The organism is Streptomyces sp. AC1-42W (genome assembly GCF_003248355.1).
GTDB lineage: Bacteria > Actinomycetota > Actinomycetes > Streptomycetales > Streptomycetaceae > Streptomyces.
In genome coordinates this window covers 1,688,118-1,706,285 of the sequence record NZ_QKWY01000001.1, presented here as the reverse complement: position 1 = coordinate 1,706,285, position 18,168 = coordinate 1,688,118, and the positions used below count along the sequence as shown (strand labels likewise).

The window sequence follows — 18,168 nt, the reverse complement described above, 5'->3', positions numbered from 1 at the left end:
TGAAGCTCTCCGTCCGTTGGCCGGACTTTCAGCCGTTTCGGTGCGTGTCAGCCGTGCAGGACGACGAGATCGTCCCTGTGTACGACCTCGCGCTCGTAGGCGGGGCCGAGGTCGCGGGCGAGGTCGCGGGTGGAGCGGCCGAGGAGCCGCGGCATCTCCTTGGCGTCGAAGTTGACGAGTCCGCGGGCCACCGCCCGGCCGGTCAGGTCGCGCAGCTCCACCGGGTCGCCCGCGGTGAACTCGCCCTCGACGGACGCGATCCCGGCGGGCAGCAGCGAGCTGTGCCGCTCCACGACCGCCTGCACCGCCCCGTCGTCCAGGGTGAGCGAGCCGCGCGGCGCCGAGGCGTGGGCCAGCCAGAGCAGCCGGCCGGCGGAGCGGCGGCCGGTGGGGTGGAAGTAGGTGCCGGTGTCGCGGCCGGCGAGGGCGTCGGCCGCGTGGCTCGCGGAGGTGAGGACGACGGGGATGCCGGCGGCGGTGGCGATCCGGGCGGCCTCGACCTTGGTGACCATGCCGCCGGTGCCGACGCCCGCCTTGCCGGCGCTGCCGATGCTGACCCCGGCCAGGTCGGCGGGGCCGGTGACCTCGGCGATGCGGGTGGTGCCGGGGATGCTCGGGTCGCCGTCGTAGAGGCCGTCCACGTCGGAGAGGAGGACCAGCAGTTCGGCGCGGACCAGATGGGCGACGAGGGCGGCGAGCCGGTCGTTGTCGCCGAACCGGATCTCGTCGGTGGCGACGGTGTCGTTCTCGTTGACGACGGGCAGCGCGCCCATGTCCAGGAGCTGGTCCAGGGTGCGGTAGGCGTTGCGGTAGTGGGCGCGGCGGCTGGTGTCGTTGCTGGTGAGCAGGACCTGGCCGACGCGGACGCCGTAGCGGGCGAAGGAGGCGGTGTAGCGGGCGACCAGCAGTCCCTGGCCGACGCTGGCGGCGGCCTGCTGGCGGGCCAGGTCCCGGGGCCTGCGGTGCAGGCCGAGCGGGGCGAGCCCGGCCGCGATGGCGCCGCTGGAGACGAGGACGACCTCGCGCGCGCCGCCGTCGCGGACCTTGGCGAGTACGTCGACGAGGGCGTCGACCCGGTCGGCGTCGAGGCCGCCGGTGGCCGTGGTGAGGGAGGAGGAACCGACCTTGACCACGATCCTGCGGGCTTCCGTGACGCCGTTCCTTGCCCCTGACACCCGATCCCCCAAGTTTCGCTCGCTGGATCTCGCAATCTACATCTACACGCGGATCGCATATCGATGCGCTCGCATTCCGCACTACGGAACCCCTTTCATCCCGCTCTGTACCGTTCCGTATCTGTTCGGGCCCCGGTCTCGTTGGGCACAGGTACCGGGGCCGACAGGAGCCCCGCGGACCGCGAAGAGGATGTGATCGCATGCGCCGGCTCTCCGTCCCCGGGGCCTGGGTGCACGAGCCCGAGGTCTTCCCGGACAGCCGCGGCAGCTTCCACGAGTGGTTCCGGGCGGCGGACCTGGAGGCGGCGGCCGGGCACGCGCTGGGGCTCGCGCAGGCCAACTTCTCCCGCTCCCGCCGGGGCACGCTGCGCGGCATCCACTTCGCGGACGTGCCGCCGGGCCAGGCGAAGTACGTGAAGTGCGTACGGGGCGCGGTGCTGGACGTGATCGTGGACGTACGAACGGGCTCGCCGGCCCACGGGCGGTGGGAGGCGGTCCGGCTGGACGACACGAGCCACCGGGCGGTCTACCTCGCGGAGGGGCTCGGGCACGGCTTCATGGCGCTGACGGACGACGCCTGCGTGCTGTACCTGTGCTCCGAGGGGTACGCGCCGGAGCGGGAGCACGGCATCGATCCGCTCGACCCGGAACTGGGCATCGAGTGGCCGGCGGACATCGCCCCGCTGCTCTCCCCGAAGGACGCGGCGGCCCCGGCGCTCGCCGAGGCCGCGGAGCGGGGGCTGCTGCCCTCGTACGCCGCGTGCGAGGCGTACTACGCGCGGCTGCGCGCGGGCGGTTCGGCGGTGCCCGGCGTCCGGTCCGGCGAGCCGGCGGTCAGCCCGGCCGGCCGCTGACCGGGCCGTCCCGCAGGGCGTTCGGCGGGGCGCTCGGCGGCGAGCAGCTCGGGGAAGGCCGCGTGCAGCGCGGTGCGCCAGTCGCGCAGGGGGGCGAGTCCGGCGGCGGCGAGCCGGTCGTGCCCGAGCACGCTGTACGCGGGCCGGGGCGCGGGGCGGGCGAAGGCGGCGCTGTCGGTGGGGCGGACCCGGTCCGGGTCGGTGCCGAGCAGCCGGAACACCTCGCGGGCCAGGCCGTACCAGCTGACCTCGCCGGTGCTGGTGCCGTGCTGGACGCCCGCCGGTGCGGTGCCGTCGAGCGCGGCGCGGCCCAGCGCGGTCAGCAGTGCGGCGAGGTCGGCGGTCCAGGTGGGCTGTCCGCGCTGGTCGTCCACCACGTCGAGGGTGTCCTTGACCGCCTCCAGTCTGATCATCGTACGGACGAAGTTGGCGCCGCCCGCGCCGTAGAGCCAGGCGGTGCGGACGACGTGGCCGGTGTCGGGCAGGGTCTCCAGGACGGCGCGCTCGCCGGCGAGTTTGGTGCGGCCGTAGGCGCCGCGCGGGGCGGTCGGGGCGTCCTCCGGGTAGGGCCGGTCCGCGTCGCCCGCGAAGACGTAGTCGGTGGAGACGTGCAGCAGGACGCTGCCGTGGGCGCGGCAGGCCTCGGCGAGGACGGCGGGTCCGGTGCCGTTGACGCGCAGCGCGTCGGCCTCCCGGCTCTCCGCGTCGTCCACGGCGGTCCAGGCGGCGCAGTTGACGACGACGGCGGGCCGGTGGGCGTCGAAGGCGGCGCGGACGCGGGCCGGGTCGGCGATGTCCAGGGCGGAGCGGTCCGCCGCGACGGCGGTGGCGCCCTCGCGGGCCAGCGCGGCCGTCAGGTCCCGGCCGAGCATGCCGCCGGCGCCGGTGACCAGCCAGCGGGGGTTCACAGGGCGGCCCTCTCCTTGAGCGGCTCCCACCAGGCGCGGTTCTCGCGGTACCAGCGGACGGTCTCGGCGAGGCCGGTGCGGAAGTCCTTGCGGGGCGCGTAGCCCAGCTCGTCGCGGATCTTGGCGCAGTCCACGGAGTAGCGCCGGTCGTGGCCCTTGCGGTCCTCGACGTGGATCACATCGGTGTCCCAGTCGGCGTCGCACGCCTCCAGGAGCAGCCGGGTCAGCTCCTTGTTGGAGAGTTCGGTGCCGCCGCCGATGTTGTAGACCTCGCCGGGGCGGCCCTTGGTGCGGACGAGTTCGATGCCCTGGACGTGGTCGTCGATGTGGAGCCAGTCGCGGACGTGGGCGCCGTCGCCGTACAGCGGGACGGGCCGGCCCTCCAGGAGGTGGGTGACGAAGAGGGGGATGACCTTCTCGGGGAAGTGGTGGTGGCCGTAGTTGTTGGAGCAGCGGGTGACGCGCACGTCGAGGCCGTGGGTGCGGTGGTAGGCCAGCGCGACGAGGTCGCTCGACGCCTTGGAGGCGGAGTACGGGGAGGTGGGCGCGAGGGGTTCCTCCTCGGTCCAGGAGCCCTCGTCGATGGAGCCGTAGACCTCGTCGGTGGAGACGTGGACGAAGGTGCGCACCCCGGCCTCGTGCGCGGCGTGGACCAGGGTGTGGGTGCCGACCACATTCGTCCGCACGAAGGCGGCGCCGCCGTCGATGGAGCGGTCCACATGGGACTCGGCGGCGAAGTGCACCACCTGGTCGTGCCCGGCCATGAGCCGGCGCACCAGGTCCGCGTCGCAGATGTCGCCGTGCACGAAGGAGAAACCGGGGTGGGCGCGGACCTCGTCCAGGTTGGCCGGGTTCCCGGCGTAGGTGAGGGCGTCCAGGACGGTGACGGTGACGTCGCCGGGGCCGTCCGGGCCGAGGAGCGTACGGACGTAGTGGGAGCCGATGAAGCCGGCGCCGCCGGTGACGAGGAGGCGTGTAGGGGTCATGAGGAGATCTGCACCTTGCTGTGGTCGCCGAGGACGAGGCGGTGGGCGGAGGGGCTGCGGGGCGCGGGGGTCACCTCGACGTCATGCCCGATCAGCGACGCCTCCACGCGCCGGACGCCGTCGATGGACGCGCCGCGCAGCACGATGGAGTACTCGATCTCGCTGTCCTCGATGCGGCAGTGCCGGCCGATGGAGGTGAACGGGCCGACGTAGGCGTCGCTGATCACCGAGCCGGTGCCGATGACGGCGGGTCCGACGATCCGGCTGCGGGTGACGCGGGCGCCCGGTTCGATGAGCACCCGGCCGATGATCTCGCTCTCGCCGTCGACGTAGGCGCCCTCCGTGCAGGGCTCGACGCTCTCCAGGACGGTGCGGTTGACCTCCAGCATGTCGGTGACGTTGCCGGTGTCCTTCCAGTAGCCCCGGATGACGGTGGAGCGCACGTCGCGTTCCCGGTCGATGAGCCACTGGATGGCGTGGGTGATCTCCAGTTCGCCGCGCCAGGAGGGCCGGATGGAGCGGACGGCCTCGTGGACGGCGGGCGTGAAGAGGTAGACGCCGACGAGCGCGAGGTCGCTCTTGGGGTGCTCCGGCTTCTCCTCCAGGGCCACCACCCTGCCGTCCCCGTCCAGTTCCGCGACGCCGAAGGAGCTGGGGTCGGGCACCTGTGTCAGCAGGATCTGCGCGTCGGGCCGGTCCGCGCGGAACTCCCCGACCAGGCCCGCGATGCCGCCGACGATGAAGTTGTCGCCGAGGTACATCACGAAGTCGTCGTCGCCCAGGAAGCGCTGGGCGACCAGGACCGCGTGGGCGAGGCCCAGGGGCTCGGCCTGCCGGATGTAGGTGACGTCGATACCGAAGCGGGAACCGTCGCCGACCGCCGCGCGGATCTCCTCCTCGGTGTCGCCCACGATGATGCCGACCTCGGTGATGCCGGCTTCGGCGATGGCCTCCAGGCCGTAGAACAGCACCGGTTTGTTCGCCACCGGCACGAGCTGTTTGGCGGAGGTGTGGGTGATGGGGCGCAGCCGGGTGCCCGCCCCACCGGAAAGTACGAGAGCCTTCACGGTTTGCTGCCCCCACGGTGAGAGTGGCCGATGCGGCGGCGGTCCGCCGCAGCCGACCCTACTGACCCACACCCCCACTTCGGTGGCGAAACGACCCATGACCGGCGTTCACTGACACATCCGGACGAAAAGCGGCAACTTTTCGTCACCCGTACGGGGGGCGGCGTACCGGGGACTACGGGTGGCGCAGGCGCCAGCCCTGCCAGGCGGACTCGATCATCTCGTCCACGCCGTACCGCGCCGACCAGTCCAGCTCCGCACGGATGCGGTCGGCGGAGGCGACCACACGGGCCGGGTCGCCGGGGCGGCGGTCGGTGACCTCGACGGCGGTGTCCTCGTTGCCCGTCACCTTGAGGATGCGGTCCACCATCTCGCGGACCGAGCTGCCCTCGCCCCGGCCGATGTTCAGCGTGAGGTCCGTACCGGGCTCGGCGGTCTCCAGCCGGCGCGCGGCGGCCAGATGGGCGGAGGCGATGTCCTCGACGTGGATGTAGTCGCGGACGCAGGTGCCGTCCGGGGTGGCGTAGTCGTCGCCGAAGACGCGCGGGGAGCCGCCCGCCTCCAGGCGCTCGAAGACCATCGGGATCAGGTTGAACACCCCGGCGTCGGCCAGCTCCGGCGAGGCGGCGCCCGCCACGTTGAAGTAGCGCAGCGAGGCGCAGCGCAGCCCGTGGGCCCGGGCGGCGGCGTGGATCAGCCATTCGCCGACGAGCTTGGTCTCGCCGTACGGGCTCATCGGCGCGCAGGGCGTCGTCTCGGTGACGAGGTCCACGTCGGGCATGCCGTAGACGGCGGCCGACGAGGAGAACACCAGCCGCTCGACCCCGGCCGCGACCATGGCCTCCAGCAGGACCTCCAGGCCGGTGACGTTCTCCTTGTAGTAGTGGAGCGGGCGCTCCACGGACTCGCCGACCTGCTTCTTGCCGGCGACGTGCACCACGCCGGTCACCCCGTGCTCGCGGATGGCCGCGTCCAGGGCCTCGCGGTCCAGCACGGTGCCGGTCACCAGCGGAACCCCGGCGGGGACCGCGTCGGCGCTTCCGGTGGACAGATCGTCGAACACGACCACCCGCTGACCGCCCGCGAGCATCGCACGCACCACGTGCGCACCGATGTATCCCGCCCCGCCCGTAACCATCCAGGTCATGTCGTGCGTCTCCTGTCAGATGCTGTATCCGTCGGCATTCCACCCTACGTGGACGTCTCGGGCACCCCCGGCCGCGCTGAAGGCCATCAATTACGCTGTCCGGGTGCCGGACGCCGACCACTCTCGCACGGTCCGGCCCCGCCTCCCGTACAGCCCTTGCGGACAGCCTCTGGAACTGGTGGACGATGCCTCGACTGACCCTCATCGTGCCTGCGTACAACGTGCAGGGGTACATCGGGGAGTGTCTGGACTCCGTGCTGGGGCAGGACTTCACCGACATCGAGGTCATCGGCGTCGACGACCGCTCCCCGGACGGCTCCGGCGCCATCCTGGACGCGTACGCGGCGCGGGACTCCCGGCTGCGTGTGCTGCACCTCACGGAGAACGTGGGCCTGGGGCGCGCCCGCAACGCCGGTCTGGAGCTGGCGAGCGGTGACTACGTCCTCTTCCTGGACAGCGACGACACGCTGGCGCCGGGCTCCCTGTCGGCCATCGCGGCGCGCCTCGACGCCACGGACGACCCGGACATCCTGGTCTACGACTACACCCGGACCTACTGGGACGGGCGGATGCTGCGCAACAAGCGCGCCGACCTGATGTCCGAGGAGGGCCCGGACGTCTTCTCGCTGGCCGAACGCCCGCAGCTGCTGGACCTGCTCCAGATCGTGTGGAACAAGGCGTACCGCCGCGACTTCGTCACCCGGCACGGCTTCCGGTTCCCGCCCGGTTACTACGAGGACGCCCCCTGGACGTACGGCTCGCTGATGGCGGCGGAGCGCATCGCGGTGCTCGACCGCTCCTGTGTGCTGTACCGGCAGCGGCGCGAGGGCGGCAACATCCTGCGCACGGTCAGCCGCAAGCACTTCGACGTCTTCGACCAGTACGACCGGGTGTTCGCGTTCCTGGACGAGCGGCCCGAGCTGGCCTCGTGGCGCCCGGCGCTGTTCCGGAAGATGGTCGACCACTTCCTGACGGTGCTGGAGAAGCCCGGCCGGCTGCCGCGCGACGCCCGCGCCGAGTTCTTCCACCGGGCGGCGAAGGACTACCGCGCCCGGCTGCCGGAGGACTTCGAGCGGCCGGCCGGGGGGCGCGGCTACAAGTACGCGCTGCTCGGCGTCGACTCGTACTCCGCGTTCTTCGGCCTGACCCGCGCCAACAACGCGCGCCACCGCGCCCGGCTGGGCGGCCAGGCCCGCATCGGCCGGGCCAAGCGGGCCGCCCTCGGCATGTTCTACCGGTCCCAGCTGCGGATGCCGCTCGACGAGAACCTCGCCGTGTTCTCCGCGTACTGGGGGCGCGGCTACTCCTGCAACCCCGCCGCCGTCGAGGCCGAGCTGGGCCGCCTCGCGCCGCAGATCCGCCGGGTCTGGGCGGTGCGCGCCGAGCACCAGGGCCGGGTGCCCGAGGGCGTCGAGAAGGTGATCGTCGGCTCCCGCGAGTACTGGGCGGCCATGGCCCGTGCCACGTACCTGACGAACAACGTCAACTTCGGGGACACCGTCGTCAAGCGCGACGGCCAGATCCACGTGCAGACCCATCACGGCACCCCGCTCAAGACGATGGGTCTCGACCAGGCGCAGTACCCCGCGTCCACCAGCATGGACATGGAGAAGCTGCTGCGCCGGTGCGACCGCTGGGACTACAGCCTGTCCGCCAACCGGTTCTCCACCACCGTCTGGGAGCGGGTCTACCCCTGCCGCTACACCACGCTGGAGACGGGCTACCCGCGCAACGACGTCCTCGTGAACGCCACCGCCGCCGACGTGGTCGAGGCGCGGCGGGAGCTGGGGATCGCGGACGGCACGACCGCCTTCCTCTACATGCCGACGCACCGCGAGTACGAGAAGTCCTTCACGCCCCGGCTCGACCTGACAAAGCTCGCCGAGGACCTGGGCCCGGACGTCACCCTGCTGGTGCGCGGGCACTACTTCTACAAGCCCGCCGACCGGCCGGACGAGCGGCGGGCCGCCGGCCGGATCGTGGACGTCTCCGGGCACGGCAGCGTCGAGCGGCTCTACCTGGCGGCGGACGCCCTGATCACCGACTACTCGTCCGCGATGTTCGACTACGCCAACCTGGACCGGCCGATCGTCATCCACGCCGACGACTGGGACACCTACCGGGTGGTGCGCGGCACCTACTTCGACCTGATGGCCGAGCCGCCGGGCGCCGTCGCCACGACCCAGGAGCGGCTGACCTCGATCCTGCGCTCCGGCGAGTGGCGCGACGAGGAGGCGGCGGCGCTGCGCGCGGCGTTCCGGGAGCGCTACTGCGACTACGACGACGGGCGGGCCGCCGAGCGCGTGGTGCGCAAGGTGTTCCTGGGCGAGGCGGAGCTGCTGCCGGTGGTCCCGCTCGCCGAGCGCACCCCGCCCCCCTCCCCCGCCGAGGCCGTGAAGGCCGGGCGCGCCTGACGGGCCCCGTACGACGACGACCGCGGTCCCGGTCCCCTCTCCGTCCTGCGGAAGGGGCCGGGACCGCGGTCGTTCACCCGCGCTACGCGAACGGGTCGAAGTCCTGGTACTCCTGGGCGGCCTCGTCGCGCTCCGCCTCGCGGTCGCGGCGGCGCTGGGCGGCCGGGCGCGGCTCCTCCAGGCGGTGGTCCTCGCCGCGGCGGCCGAGCATCTCGGCACCCGCGGTGACCGTGGGCTCCCAGTCGAAGACGACCGCGTTGTCCTCGGCGCCGATGGCCACGCCGTCGCCGGCGCGGGCCCCGGCCTTGCGCAGCTGGTCCTCGACGCCGAGCCGGGCGAGCCGGTCCGCGAGGTAGCCGACGGCCTCGTCGTTGTTGAAGTCGGTCTGGCGCACCCAGCGCTCCGGCTTCTCGCCGCGCACCCGGTAGACGCCCTCCTCCTCGTCCAGGGTGACGGTGAACCCTGCGTCGTCCACGGCCTTGGGCCGGATGACGATGCGGGTGGCCTCCTCGACCGGCTTGGCGGCGCGCGCCTCGGCGATGATGCCGGCCAGCGCGAAGGACAGCTCCTTGAGCCCGGTCCTGGCGACGGCGGACACCTCGAAGACGCGGTAGCCGCGCGCCTCCAGGTCGGGGCGGATCATCTCCGCGAGGTCCCGGCCGTCCGGCACGTCGATCTTGTTGAGGACGACGATGCGGGGCCGGTCCTCCAGACCGCCGTACAGCTTCAGCTCCTCCTCGATGATGTCGAGGTCGGAGACCGGGTCGCGGTCCGACTCCAGCGTCGCCGTGTCCAGTACGTGCACGAGCACCGAGCAGCGCTCGACGTGGCGCAGGAACTCCAGGCCGAGGCCCTTGCCCTGGCTGGCGCCCGGGATCAGGCCGGGCACGTCGGCGATGGTGTACACCGTGCTGCCGGCGGTGACCACGCCCAGGTTGGGGACGAGGGTGGTGAACGGGTAGTCCGCGATCTTCGGCTTGGCGGCCGACAGGACGGAGATCAACGAGGACTTGCCGGCGCTCGGGTAGCCCACGAGGGCCACGTCGGCGACGGTCTTCAACTCCAGGACGATGTCCCGCGCCTCGCCGGGCTCGCCCAGCAGCGCGAAGCCGGGGGCCTTGCGGCGGGCGGAGGCCAGCGCGGCGTTGCCGAGGCCGCCGCGGCCGCCCTGGCCGGCGACGAAGGCGGTGCCCTGGCCGACGAGGTCGGCGAGCACGTTGCCCCGGCGGTCCAGGACGACGGTGCCGTCCGGCACGGGCAGGACCAGGTCCTGGCCCTCCTTGCCGGTGCGGTGGTCGCCGCCGCCGGGCTGGCCGTTGGTGGCCTTGCGGTGGGGGTGGTGGTGGTAGTCGAGGAGCGTGGTGACGGACTGGTCGACGACCAGGGTCACATCGCCGCCCCGGCCGCCGTTGCCGCCGTCCGGGCCGCCCAGCGGCTTGAACTTCTCACGGTGAACGGAGGCACAGCCGTGGCCTCCGTTACCCGCGGCGACATGCAGTTCGACGCGGTCCACGAAGGTGGTCATGGGTGGAACCTCCAGTTGCATACCTGCGGAAAGATCTCGCTCGCCCCCGTAGGGACAACACGTGAAAGGCGGACCCACTTCCCTGCTCGGGAAGTGAGGTCCGCCTCCACGTCATACCGCTCGACGAGCGCCGGGAATTCAGCCGGCGATCGGAACGATGTTCACGACCTTGCGGCCACGGTGCGTGCCGAACTCGACCGCACCGGCGGCGAGGGCGAACAGCGTGTCGTCGCCACCGCGGCCGACGCCCGTGCCGGGGTGGAAGTGGGTGCCACGCTGGCGGACCAGGATCTCACCGGCGTTGACGGCCTGGCCGCCGAAGCGCTTCACGCCGAGCCGCTGAGCATTGGAATCGCGCCCGTTCCGGGTGGACGATGCGCCCTTCTTGTGTGCCATGTGTTCTCAGTCCCTTACTTCGCAGCCGCGGGAATACCGGTGACCTTGATCGCCGTGTACTGCTGGCGGTGACCCTGGCGACGGCGGTAGCCGGTCTTGTTCTTGTAGCGAAGGATGTCGATCTTCGCGCCCTTGTGGTGGTCCACGACCTCGGCCTGGACCTTGATGCCGTCCAGGACCCACGGGTCGCTGGTCACGGCGTCGCCGTCGACAACGAGCAGGGTAGAGAGCTCTACCGTGTCGCCCACCTTGGCAGTGGAAATCTTGTCAACCTCAACGATGTCGCCGACAGCAACCTTGTGCTGGCGACCACCGCTGCGCACGATGGCGTACACGCGGATCTCACTCTCACTCGAAGCGGAAACCCCTGATGCCAGCCGCTCGCACGGGTCCGGGGACCCATGACGATCCGGAGTGGACGAGCGGCCTCTCCCGTACGAGCGGGAGGTCGGTGCTCAGAGGTGTGGCGAACAAACGCCGAGGGTCAAGGTTACGGGGCCCCGCACAGCCGGTCAAACCGGGCCCCCGACGCCTGGAGGGTGTCCGGCGAATCCCTGGACCCCGGCGGTTCTGCGGTACTCGGCGTAGGCGTCCCGGATGCCGTCCTCGGACAGGTTCAGGTGCTCCAGGATCGTGTAGCGGCCCGGCCGGGTCCTCGGCGCGAACGCCACCACCCGGACGAACTCGTCCACGTCGAAGCCCATGTCCTCGGCCGTCACCGGCAGCCCGTGGCGCCGCAGCACCTCGGTCATCCGGACCGACTCCTGCACGGCGCCGCGCAGGTGCATGGCGAACGCGGCGCCGAGCCCGCACTGCTCGCCGTGGCTGGCGGCCCGCTGCGGGAAGAGCAGGTCGAAGGCGTGGTTGATCTCGTGGCAGGCGCCGGAGGCCGGGCGGCTGTCCCCGGCCACCGACATGGAGATCCCGGTGAGCACCAGGCCCTCGGCGAGCACCTGGAGGAACGCGTCGTCGTCCAGCCCGCCGGGGTGGCGCAGCACGGCCTCGCCGGCCTGCCGGGCCATCGCGGCGGCCAGTCCGTCGATGTCCTCGCCGTTGACCCGGTGGGCCAGCTCCCAGTCCGCCACGGCGGAGATGTTGGAGAGCGCGTCCCCGATGCCGGACCGCACGAAGCGGGCGGGGGCCTCGCGGATGACGTCGAGGTCGATGACGACGGCGATCGGGTTCGGCACGCCGTACGAGCCCCGGCCCGCGTCGTTGTCGAGCGTGGCCACCGGGGAGCACAGCCCGTCGTGGGACAGGTTCGTCGCCACGGCGACCAGCGGCAGCCCGACGCGCGCCGCGGCGAACTTGGCGCAGTCGATGATCTTGCCGCCGCCGAGACCCACCACCGCGTCGTACCGCCCGGACTTCATGGCCTCGGCGAGCTTCACGGCGTCGTTCAGCGTGCCGCCGCCCACCTCGAACCAGGAGGCGCCCGGCAGGCTGTCCGAGAGCCGTTCCCGCAGGGCCCGGCCGGAACCCCCGCTGATCGCCACCGCCAGCTTGCCGGAGCCGGAGATCCGCTGGTCGGCGAGGACGGCCGCCAGATTCGCGAGGGCTCCGGGCCGGATGTCGACGACGACCGGCGCGGGGATCAGCCGGGTCAGTACTGGCACGCGATCTTCCTGCCCTTGGCGAGGTCGTCGTGGTTGTCGATCTCGACCCACTGGACGTCGCCGATCGGCTCCACGTCGATCTTGAAGCCGCGGTTGACGAGCTCCTGGTAGCCGTCCTCGTAGTAGAGGTCCGGGTCGCGCTCGAAGGTGGTCTTCAACGCGTCGGCCAGCGCCTCGGCGGCCTCGGCCTCGATGAGGGTGACGCCGATGTACTCACCGGTGGCCTCGGCCGGGTCCATGAGCTTGGTGATGCGCCGGACGCCCTCGGCGGGGTCCACGACGACCTTCATCTCCTCGTCGGCGAGCTGCTTCACCGTGTCGAGGGCGAGGATGATCTTCTTGCCCTCGCCGCGCGCGGCCAGCAGCGACTTCTCGACCGAGACCGGGTGCACGGTGTCGCCGTTGGCGAGCAGGACGCCGTCCTTGAGGGCGTCCCGGCCGCACCACAGGGAGTAGGCGTTGTTCCACTCCTCGGCCTTGTCGTTGTCGATCAGCGTGATGCTGACGCCGTACTTGGCCTCCAGCGCCGCCTTGCGCTCGTACAGGGCCTCCTTGCGGTAGCCCACGATGATCGCCACCTCGGTCAGCCCGACCTCGGCGAAGTTGCCGAGCGCCAGGTCGACGACGGTGATGCTCTCCTCGTCGCCCTCGGGCCCGACCGGCACCAGGGCCTTGGGCAGCGTGTCGGTGTAGGGGCGCAGACGGCGGCCGGCGCCGGCCGCCAGAATCATGCCGATCATGGGTGTTCTCCTTGGTCCTCGGTACGGGTCAGAGTTCGGCCGCTGCGAAGGAGCGCAGCCAGGTACGGAAGTCGGGGCCCAGGTCCTCGCGCTCGCAGGCGAGGCGGACGATGGCCCGCAGGTAGTCGCCCCGGTCCCCGGTGTCGTAGCGGCGGCCCCGGAAGACCACGCCGTGCACCGGGCCGCCGAGCTTCTCGTCGGCGGCCAGCCGCTGGAGCGCGTCGGTCAGCTGGATCTCGCCGCCCCGGCCGGGCTCGGTCTCGCGCAGTACGGCGAAGACGGCGGGGTCCAGGACGTAGCGGCCGATGACCGCGAGATTGCTGGGGGCCTCGCCCGGCTCCGGCTTCTCGACCAGGCCGGTGACCCGGACGAGGTCGTCCTCCGCCGTGGGCTCCACCGCCGCGCAGCCGTACTGCTGGATCATCGCGGGCGGGACCTCCATGAGCGCGACGACGCTGCCGCCCTCGCGCTGCTGGACCTCGGTCATCCGGGTCAGCAGCGGGTCGCGCGGGTCGATCAGGTCGTCGCCGAGCAGGACCGCGAACGGCTCGTCCCCGACATGGGGCTCCGCGCACAGGACGGCGTGTCCGAGGCCCTTGGGGTCGCCCTGGCGGACGTAGTGCATGGTGGCGAGTTCGTTGGACTCCTGGACCTTCGCCAGCCGTGCGGCGTCGCCCTTGCGGGTCAGCGCCGACTCCAGCTCGTAGTTCCGGTCGAAGTGGTCCTCCAGCGGCCGCTTGTTGCGTCCGGTGACCATCAGGACGTCGTTCAGGCCCGCTGCGGCGGCCTCCTCCACGACGTACTGGATCGCCGGCTTGTCGACGACCGGCAGCATCTCCTTGGGAGTGGCCTTCGTCGCCGGCAGGAACCGGGTACCGAGCCCGGCGGCCGGTATGACGGCCTTCTGGATCTTGCGCATGGAGGGCTTTCTGTCAGGGGCGGGAGCGGCCCGCGCCGCGGCCGGCCGGTCCCTCGGGGGGACCGGCCGGACCGCGCCGCGCACGTACGGGGGCGGGTCAGCCCTCGTCGGCCGCGGCCGTGACGGACGGGGCGGTCTGCTCGGCCGCCGCCGTCTTCTTCGCCGCCGCCTTCTTGGCCGTCGTCTTCTTCGCGGCCGTCTTCTTGGCCGCGGTCTTCTTGACGGCCGCCTTCTTGGCCGCGGTCTTCTTGGCGGTCTTGCGGGCCGCCTTCTTGGCCGTGGCGGCCTCGGGCTCGGCCGCCGACGCCTCGGAGGCGGGTGCCTCGGGAGCCTCAGTGGCCTCGGGGGCCTCGGGGGCGGGGGCCTCGGGGGTCTCCACCACGACGACCGCGGCCTCCTCCGCCCCTGCGGGGGAACCGGCGGGCGCGCTCACCTTGCGGGTGGCGCGGCGCCGGACGCGCGGCGGGGCGGCCGGCTCCTCGGCCGGTGCCTCGGCGTGCGCGGCCTCGACGACCGGGTCCTCGGCGGCGACCGGGTCCGGGGCGAGCGCCGGCTCCTCGGCGGTGGCCGACGCGAGCGCGGCCGGCTCCGCCGGGGCCGGTTCGGCCACGACCGCTTCGGCCGGGGCACCCGCCGGGGCGGTGGCCTTACGGGTCGCCCGGCGCCGTGTCCGGCCCTGCGGGGCCTCGGCCGGTGTCTCCTGCGGGGCCTCGGCGGGCGCCGCGGCCTCGGGCTCCGGCTGCGCGACCGGCTCGGCGGCCGGGGCGGCCTCGGGCTCCCGCGCCGGGGCGGCGGACTTCGGGGCGCCGGCCGGGGCCGATGCCTTGCGGGTCGCCCGGCGGCGGCCGCGGCCGCGCGATGCGGCGGCCTCGGCCTCGGCGGCGCTGCTGTACAGCTCCTCGTCCGGGGCGAACTCCGGCTCGGGCAGGGCGACCGGCGCCGCGGCCTCCGCCGCCACCTCGGCCGCGCTCTCGGCCTCGGGCTCCGCCTCGGCGGCGTGCTCGTGGGTGTGCTCGTGGCCGTGGTCGTGCTCGTGGTCCTGGCCGGCACCGCCGCGGCGCTTCTTGGAGCGCTTGCCGCCGCCCCCGCCGCCCACCGAGGAGGGCTGCTCCATGTGGACGATGACCCCGCGGCCGTTGCAGTGCACGCAGGTCTCGGAGAAGGACTCCAGCAGCCCCTGGCCGACCCGCTTGCGGGTCATCTGGACCAGGCCCAGCGAGGTGACCTCGGCGACCTGGTGCTTCGTACGGTCGCGACCCAGGCACTCCAGCAGGCGCCGCAGCACCAGGTCCCGGTTGGACTCCAGCACCATGTCGATGAAGTCGACGACGACGATGCCGCCGAGGTCGCGCAGCCGCAGCTGGCGCACGATCTCCTCGGCCGCCTCCAGGTTGTTCTTGGTGACGGTCTCTTCCAGGTTGCCGCCCTGGCCGGTGAACTTGCCGGTGTTGACGTCGACGACGACCATCGCCTCGGTCTTGTCGATCACCAGCGAGCCGCCGCTCGGCAGGTAGACCTTGCGGTCCAGCGCCTTCATGAGCTGCTCGTCGATCCGGTACGTCGCGAAGACGTCCACCTCGGACGTCCACCGCGAGAGCCGGTCCGTCAGGTCGGGCGCCACGTGCGAGACGTAGCCGTGGATGGTCTCCCACGCGTCGTCGCCGCTGACGATGACCTTGGAGAAGTCCTCGTTGAAGATGTCCCGGACGACGCGGACGGTCATGTCCGGCTCGCCGTACAGAAGGGTCGGCGCGTTGGAGCCGCCGGTGCCCTTCGCCTTCTTCCGGATGTCCTCCCACTGCTGCTGCAGCCGCTCGACGTCACGGCGCAGCTCGTCCTCGCTCGCGCCCTCGGCGGCGGTGCGCACGATGACGCCCGCGTCCTCGGGGACGATCTTCTTGAGGATGGTCTTGAGCCGGGCGCGCTCGGTGTCGGGCAGCTTGCGGCTGATCCCGGTCATCGAGCCCTCGGGCACGTAGACCAGGTAGCGGCCGGGCAGTGAGACCTGGCTCGTCAGACGGGCGCCCTTGTGGCCGATCGGGTCCTTGGTGACCTGGACCAGGACGGACTGGCCGGACTTGAGAGCGGTCTCGATGCGGCGCGGCCCGTGGGCCATGCCGAGCGCCTCGAAGTTGACCTCACCGGCGTACAGGACGGCGTTGCGGCCCTTGCCGATGTCGACGAAGGCGGCCTCCATGGACGGCAGCACGTTCTGGACCTTGCCCAGGTAGACGTTGCCGACGTAGCTGGTGGCCTGCTCCTTGTTGACGTAGTGCTCCACGAGCACGTTGTCCTCGAGGACGCCGATCTGCGTGCGCTCGCCGCTCTGGCGGACGACCATGACGCGCTCGACGGCCTCGCGGCGGGCCAGGAACTCCGCCTCGGTGATGATCGGCACCCGGCGGCGGCCCTGCTCGCGGCCCTCGCGGCGGCGCTGCTTCTTGGCCTCCATACGGGTCGAGCCCTTGATGGACTGGACCTCGTCGAAGCCGGTGCCGGGCTCCCGCTCCTCCTTCTTGCGGGGCTCGCGGACCTTGACGACGGTGCGCTCCGGGTCGTCCGTGCCGGTCTCGGCCTCGGGCAGGGCGTCACCGCTGCGACGGCGGCGGCGCCGGCGACGGCGGCTGCTGCTCGTGCCGGAGGCGACGGCCTCGTGCTCGTCGTGGTCGTCGTCGCCCTCGTCCTCGGACTCCTGGGCGGCGGCCCCGGACTCGTCCTCGGTGTGGTCGGCGGCCTCGTCCGCGTGCTGCGGCTCGGTGTGCTCGTCGTCGCCGGTCTCGCCCCGGCGGCGGCGCCGGCCACCCCGGCGGCGGCGGCGCGAGGGGCGGTCGCCGTACTCGTCGGTGTCCTCGCCGTCGTGCCCGGCCTCGGCGGCGGCCTCCGGCTCCGGCTCGTCCTCCGGCTGCTCCCGCTCCGGGGCGGCGGTCACCGGCTCGGCGGTGTCGGCGGCCTCGACGGCCTCGCCCCGGCGGCGGCGACGGCGACGCGAACCGCCCTGCGGCCCGGTCTCGGACTCGGCGCGCTCCTGGACCGGGGCGGGCTCGTGGGCCGGCTCCTCCTGCGAGACCGCGGCAGCAGCGGCGGCGGCCGCGGTCTCCGGGGTCTGGAACATCGGCTCGGCGAAGACCGGCGCCTGGAAGACGGCCACGGCCGGACGGGTCGCGCGGCGGCTGCGGCGCGCCGGCTCCTCCGTCTGCGCGGTGAACTCGGGGCGGCCGGCGGCGGCGGTGGCCCGGCGGCGCTGACGGCCGCGCGGGGCGGCCTCCTCGACCTCGACGGGCTCGGCGGCCAGCTCCTCGACGGCGGCCTCGGGCAGGCTCTCGCCGGTCTGCACGTCGGCGGACTGCCCCTCGGCGGCCTTCGGCGCACCGGCCGGGGACGCCGCGCGGCGCGTGGCGCGCCGACGACCGCGCGGGGCCTCGGCGGCGGGCTCGGCGACCGGCTCGGCGGTCTCGGCGGTCTCGGCCGTTGCGGTGACCTCGTCGGTCTCCTCGGCCTCTTCCTCCTCCGCCTCGTCGGTCACCTCGGCGACCGGCTCCACGGGGGCGGCGGCCTGCGGAGCACCGGCCGGGGCGGACGCCCGACGGCGGGCACGGCCGCGCGGGGCCTCGGCGGGCTCGTCGGCGGCGACCGGCTCGGCGGCGGGCTCGGCCACGGCGGGCTCCTCGACGATCTCGACCGGCTCGGCGGCCTTGGGCGCACCGGCGGGCGACGTGGCCTTGCGGACGGCACGGCGACGGGTGCGGGGGGCCTCGGCGGGCTCCGCAACCGGTTCGGGGCTCTCGGCCACCACGGCCTCCTCAACGATCTCGACCGGCTCGACGGCCTTCGGCGCACCGGCGGGCGAGGTCGCCTTGCGCACGGCACGGCGGCGCGGACGCGCCGGGGCGGCGGACTCCGCGGCCGGCTCGGGGCTCTCCGCCACCACGGCCTCCTCAACGATCTCGACCGGCTCGACGGCCTTCGGCGCACCGGCGGGCGACGTGGCCTTGCGGACCGCGCGGCGGCGGGTGCGGGGGGCCTCGGCGGCGGGCTCCGCCGCGGGCTCTTCGGCGACCGGCTCGGCGGCCGGGGCGGGCTCCACGGTCTCCGCCGGCTCGGCGGCCTGCGGAGCGCCCGGGGCGGAGGTGGCCTTGCGGACCGCGCGGCGGCGCGGGCGGGCCGGGGCGGCGTCGGCGGCCGGCTCGGCGTTCGTCGGGGACTCTCCGGCGTCAACGGCCGGTACGGCCGCGGCGTCGGCGGCGGCCCGTTCCCCCGTGGTCGGGGGGCCGGCGGGGCGTGAGGCCGCGCGGCGCCTGCGGCGCGGCGGCAGCTTGTCGCCGGGGGTGTTGTTGTCCTCTGCGTTTCCGGCGGTGCCGGATTCGTTGGGCTGGGGCATGCGGGCGGTTCTCCCGTCGCGCTACCGGGGCGCCGCGCCTGGT

14 protein-coding genes are annotated in these 18,168 nt (G+C 73.3%); 2 read left to right on the top strand and 12 right to left on the bottom strand.

Annotation, left to right across the window (positions count from 1 at the left end; translation table 11 throughout):
• Window positions 1-47: 47 nt before the first annotated feature.
• On the bottom strand, window positions 48-1,133 hold the full coding sequence (proB, locus tag DNK56_RS07700) for a glutamate 5-kinase (RefSeq protein ID WP_241989944.1): 1,086 nt from the start codon (window positions 1,131-1,133) through the stop codon (window positions 48-50).
• A gap of 242 nt (window positions 1,134-1,375) precedes the next feature.
• Between proB and rfbC the strand changes: the two genes are divergently transcribed.
• Complete coding sequence (gene rfbC, locus DNK56_RS07695; RefSeq protein WP_111331720.1) at window positions 1,376-2,029, top strand: dTDP-4-dehydrorhamnose 3,5-epimerase; 654 nt, start codon at window positions 1,376-1,378, stop codon at window positions 2,027-2,029.
• On the opposite strand, the gene rfbD is transcribed toward rfbC, so the two are convergent.
• From rfbD to galE, 4 genes are all read right to left on the bottom strand, one after another.
• Entirely contained in the window at window positions 1,948-2,937 is a 990-nt protein-coding gene (gene rfbD / locus DNK56_RS07690; protein WP_111331718.1) for a dTDP-4-dehydrorhamnose reductase, read from the bottom strand. The two genes, rfbC and rfbD, sit on opposite strands and share 82 nt — an antisense overlap.
• Window positions 2,934-3,923 (bottom strand): dTDP-glucose 4,6-dehydratase, encoded by a 990-nt coding sequence (gene rfbB / locus DNK56_RS07685; RefSeq protein WP_111331716.1) that lies wholly within the window; start codon window positions 3,921-3,923, stop codon window positions 2,934-2,936. The genes rfbD and rfbB overlap by 4 nt, the downstream gene beginning before the upstream one ends.
• Window positions 3,920-4,990, bottom strand: coding sequence for a glucose-1-phosphate thymidylyltransferase (locus tag DNK56_RS07680; protein ID WP_111331714.1), 1,071 nt, complete (start codon window positions 4,988-4,990; stop codon window positions 3,920-3,922). Before DNK56_RS07680 ends, rfbB begins: the two co-directional genes overlap by 4 nt.
• 175 nt (window positions 4,991-5,165) lie before the next feature.
• Window positions 5,166-6,137: a UDP-glucose 4-epimerase GalE gene (gene galE, locus DNK56_RS07675; protein WP_111331712.1), complete on the bottom strand. Its 972-nt coding sequence runs from the start codon at window positions 6,135-6,137 to the stop codon at window positions 5,166-5,168.
• A gap of 185 nt (window positions 6,138-6,322) precedes the next feature.
• Between galE and DNK56_RS07670 the strand changes: the two genes are divergently transcribed.
• Entirely contained in the window at window positions 6,323-8,551 is a 2,229-nt protein-coding gene (locus tag DNK56_RS07670; RefSeq protein ID WP_111331710.1) for a bifunctional glycosyltransferase/CDP-glycerol:glycerophosphate glycerophosphotransferase, read from the top strand.
• An 82-nt stretch (window positions 8,552-8,633) separates the two neighbouring features.
• On the opposite strand, the gene obgE is transcribed toward DNK56_RS07670, so the two are convergent.
• The 7 genes from obgE to DNK56_RS07635 form a co-directional block, all read right to left on the bottom strand.
• Window positions 8,634-10,076 carry a GTPase ObgE gene (gene obgE / locus DNK56_RS07665; RefSeq protein WP_111331708.1) on the bottom strand — a complete coding sequence of 481 codons (1,443 nt, stop codon included), beginning with the start codon at window positions 10,074-10,076 and terminating at the stop codon, window positions 8,634-8,636.
• A gap of 138 nt (window positions 10,077-10,214) precedes the next feature.
• The gene (rpmA, locus tag DNK56_RS07660) at window positions 10,215-10,472 is read right to left on the bottom strand and encodes a 50S ribosomal protein L27 (RefSeq protein ID WP_018103204.1); all 258 of its coding nucleotides are present in this window, start codon (window positions 10,470-10,472) and stop codon (window positions 10,215-10,217) included.
• Window positions 10,473-10,486: 14 nt separating this feature from the next.
• On the bottom strand, window positions 10,487-10,807 hold the full coding sequence (gene rplU / locus DNK56_RS07655; protein ID WP_014045903.1) for a 50S ribosomal protein L21: 321 nt from the start codon (window positions 10,805-10,807) through the stop codon (window positions 10,487-10,489).
• Window positions 10,808-10,984: 177 nt separating this feature from the next.
• Window positions 10,985-12,088, bottom strand: coding sequence for an iron-containing alcohol dehydrogenase family protein (locus DNK56_RS07650; protein ID WP_111331706.1), 1,104 nt, complete (start codon window positions 12,086-12,088; stop codon window positions 10,985-10,987).
• Entirely contained in the window at window positions 12,076-12,828 is a 753-nt protein-coding gene (locus tag DNK56_RS07645; RefSeq protein WP_111331704.1) for a phosphocholine cytidylyltransferase family protein, read from the bottom strand. The genes DNK56_RS07650 and DNK56_RS07645 overlap by 13 nt, the downstream gene beginning before the upstream one ends.
• Before the next feature lie 28 nt (window positions 12,829-12,856).
• A complete protein-coding gene (galU, locus tag DNK56_RS07640) occupies window positions 12,857-13,747 on the bottom strand; it encodes a UTP--glucose-1-phosphate uridylyltransferase GalU (protein ID WP_111331702.1) in 891 nt (296 codons plus the stop codon).
• A gap of 97 nt (window positions 13,748-13,844) precedes the next feature.
• Window positions 13,845-18,125, bottom strand: coding sequence for an Rne/Rng family ribonuclease (locus DNK56_RS07635; RefSeq protein WP_111331700.1), 4,281 nt, complete (start codon window positions 18,123-18,125; stop codon window positions 13,845-13,847).
• Between the last annotated feature and the right edge of the window lie 43 nt (window positions 18,126-18,168).

What these genes read in the sequence shown, in the direction of transcription:
- rfbB (WP_111331716.1), bottom strand. Translation starts at nt 3,923, where the DNA reads ATGACCCCTACACGCCTCCTCGTCACCGGCGGCGCCGGCTTCATCGGC.
- DNK56_RS07670 (WP_111331710.1), top strand. Translation starts at nt 6,323, where the DNA reads ATGCCTCGACTGACCCTCATCGTGCCTGCGTACAACGTGCAGGGGTAC.
- DNK56_RS07645 (WP_111331704.1), bottom strand. Translation starts at nt 12,828, where the DNA reads ATGATCGGCATGATTCTGGCGGCCGGCGCCGGCCGCCGTCTGCGCCCC.
- obgE (WP_111331708.1), bottom strand. Translation starts at nt 10,076, where the DNA reads ATGACCACCTTCGTGGACCGCGTCGAACTGCATGTCGCCGCGGGTAAC.
- rfbC (WP_111331720.1), top strand. Translation starts at nt 1,376, where the DNA reads ATGCGCCGGCTCTCCGTCCCCGGGGCCTGGGTGCACGAGCCCGAGGTC.
- galE (WP_111331712.1), bottom strand. Translation starts at nt 6,137, where the DNA reads ATGACCTGGATGGTTACGGGCGGGGCGGGATACATCGGTGCGCACGTG.
- galU (WP_111331702.1), bottom strand. Translation starts at nt 13,747, where the DNA reads ATGCGCAAGATCCAGAAGGCCGTCATACCGGCCGCCGGGCTCGGTACC.
- rpmA (WP_018103204.1), bottom strand. Translation starts at nt 10,472, where the DNA reads ATGGCACACAAGAAGGGCGCATCGTCCACCCGGAACGGGCGCGATTCC.
- DNK56_RS07635 (WP_111331700.1), bottom strand. Translation starts at nt 18,125, where the DNA reads ATGCCCCAGCCCAACGAATCCGGCACCGCCGGAAACGCAGAGGACAAC.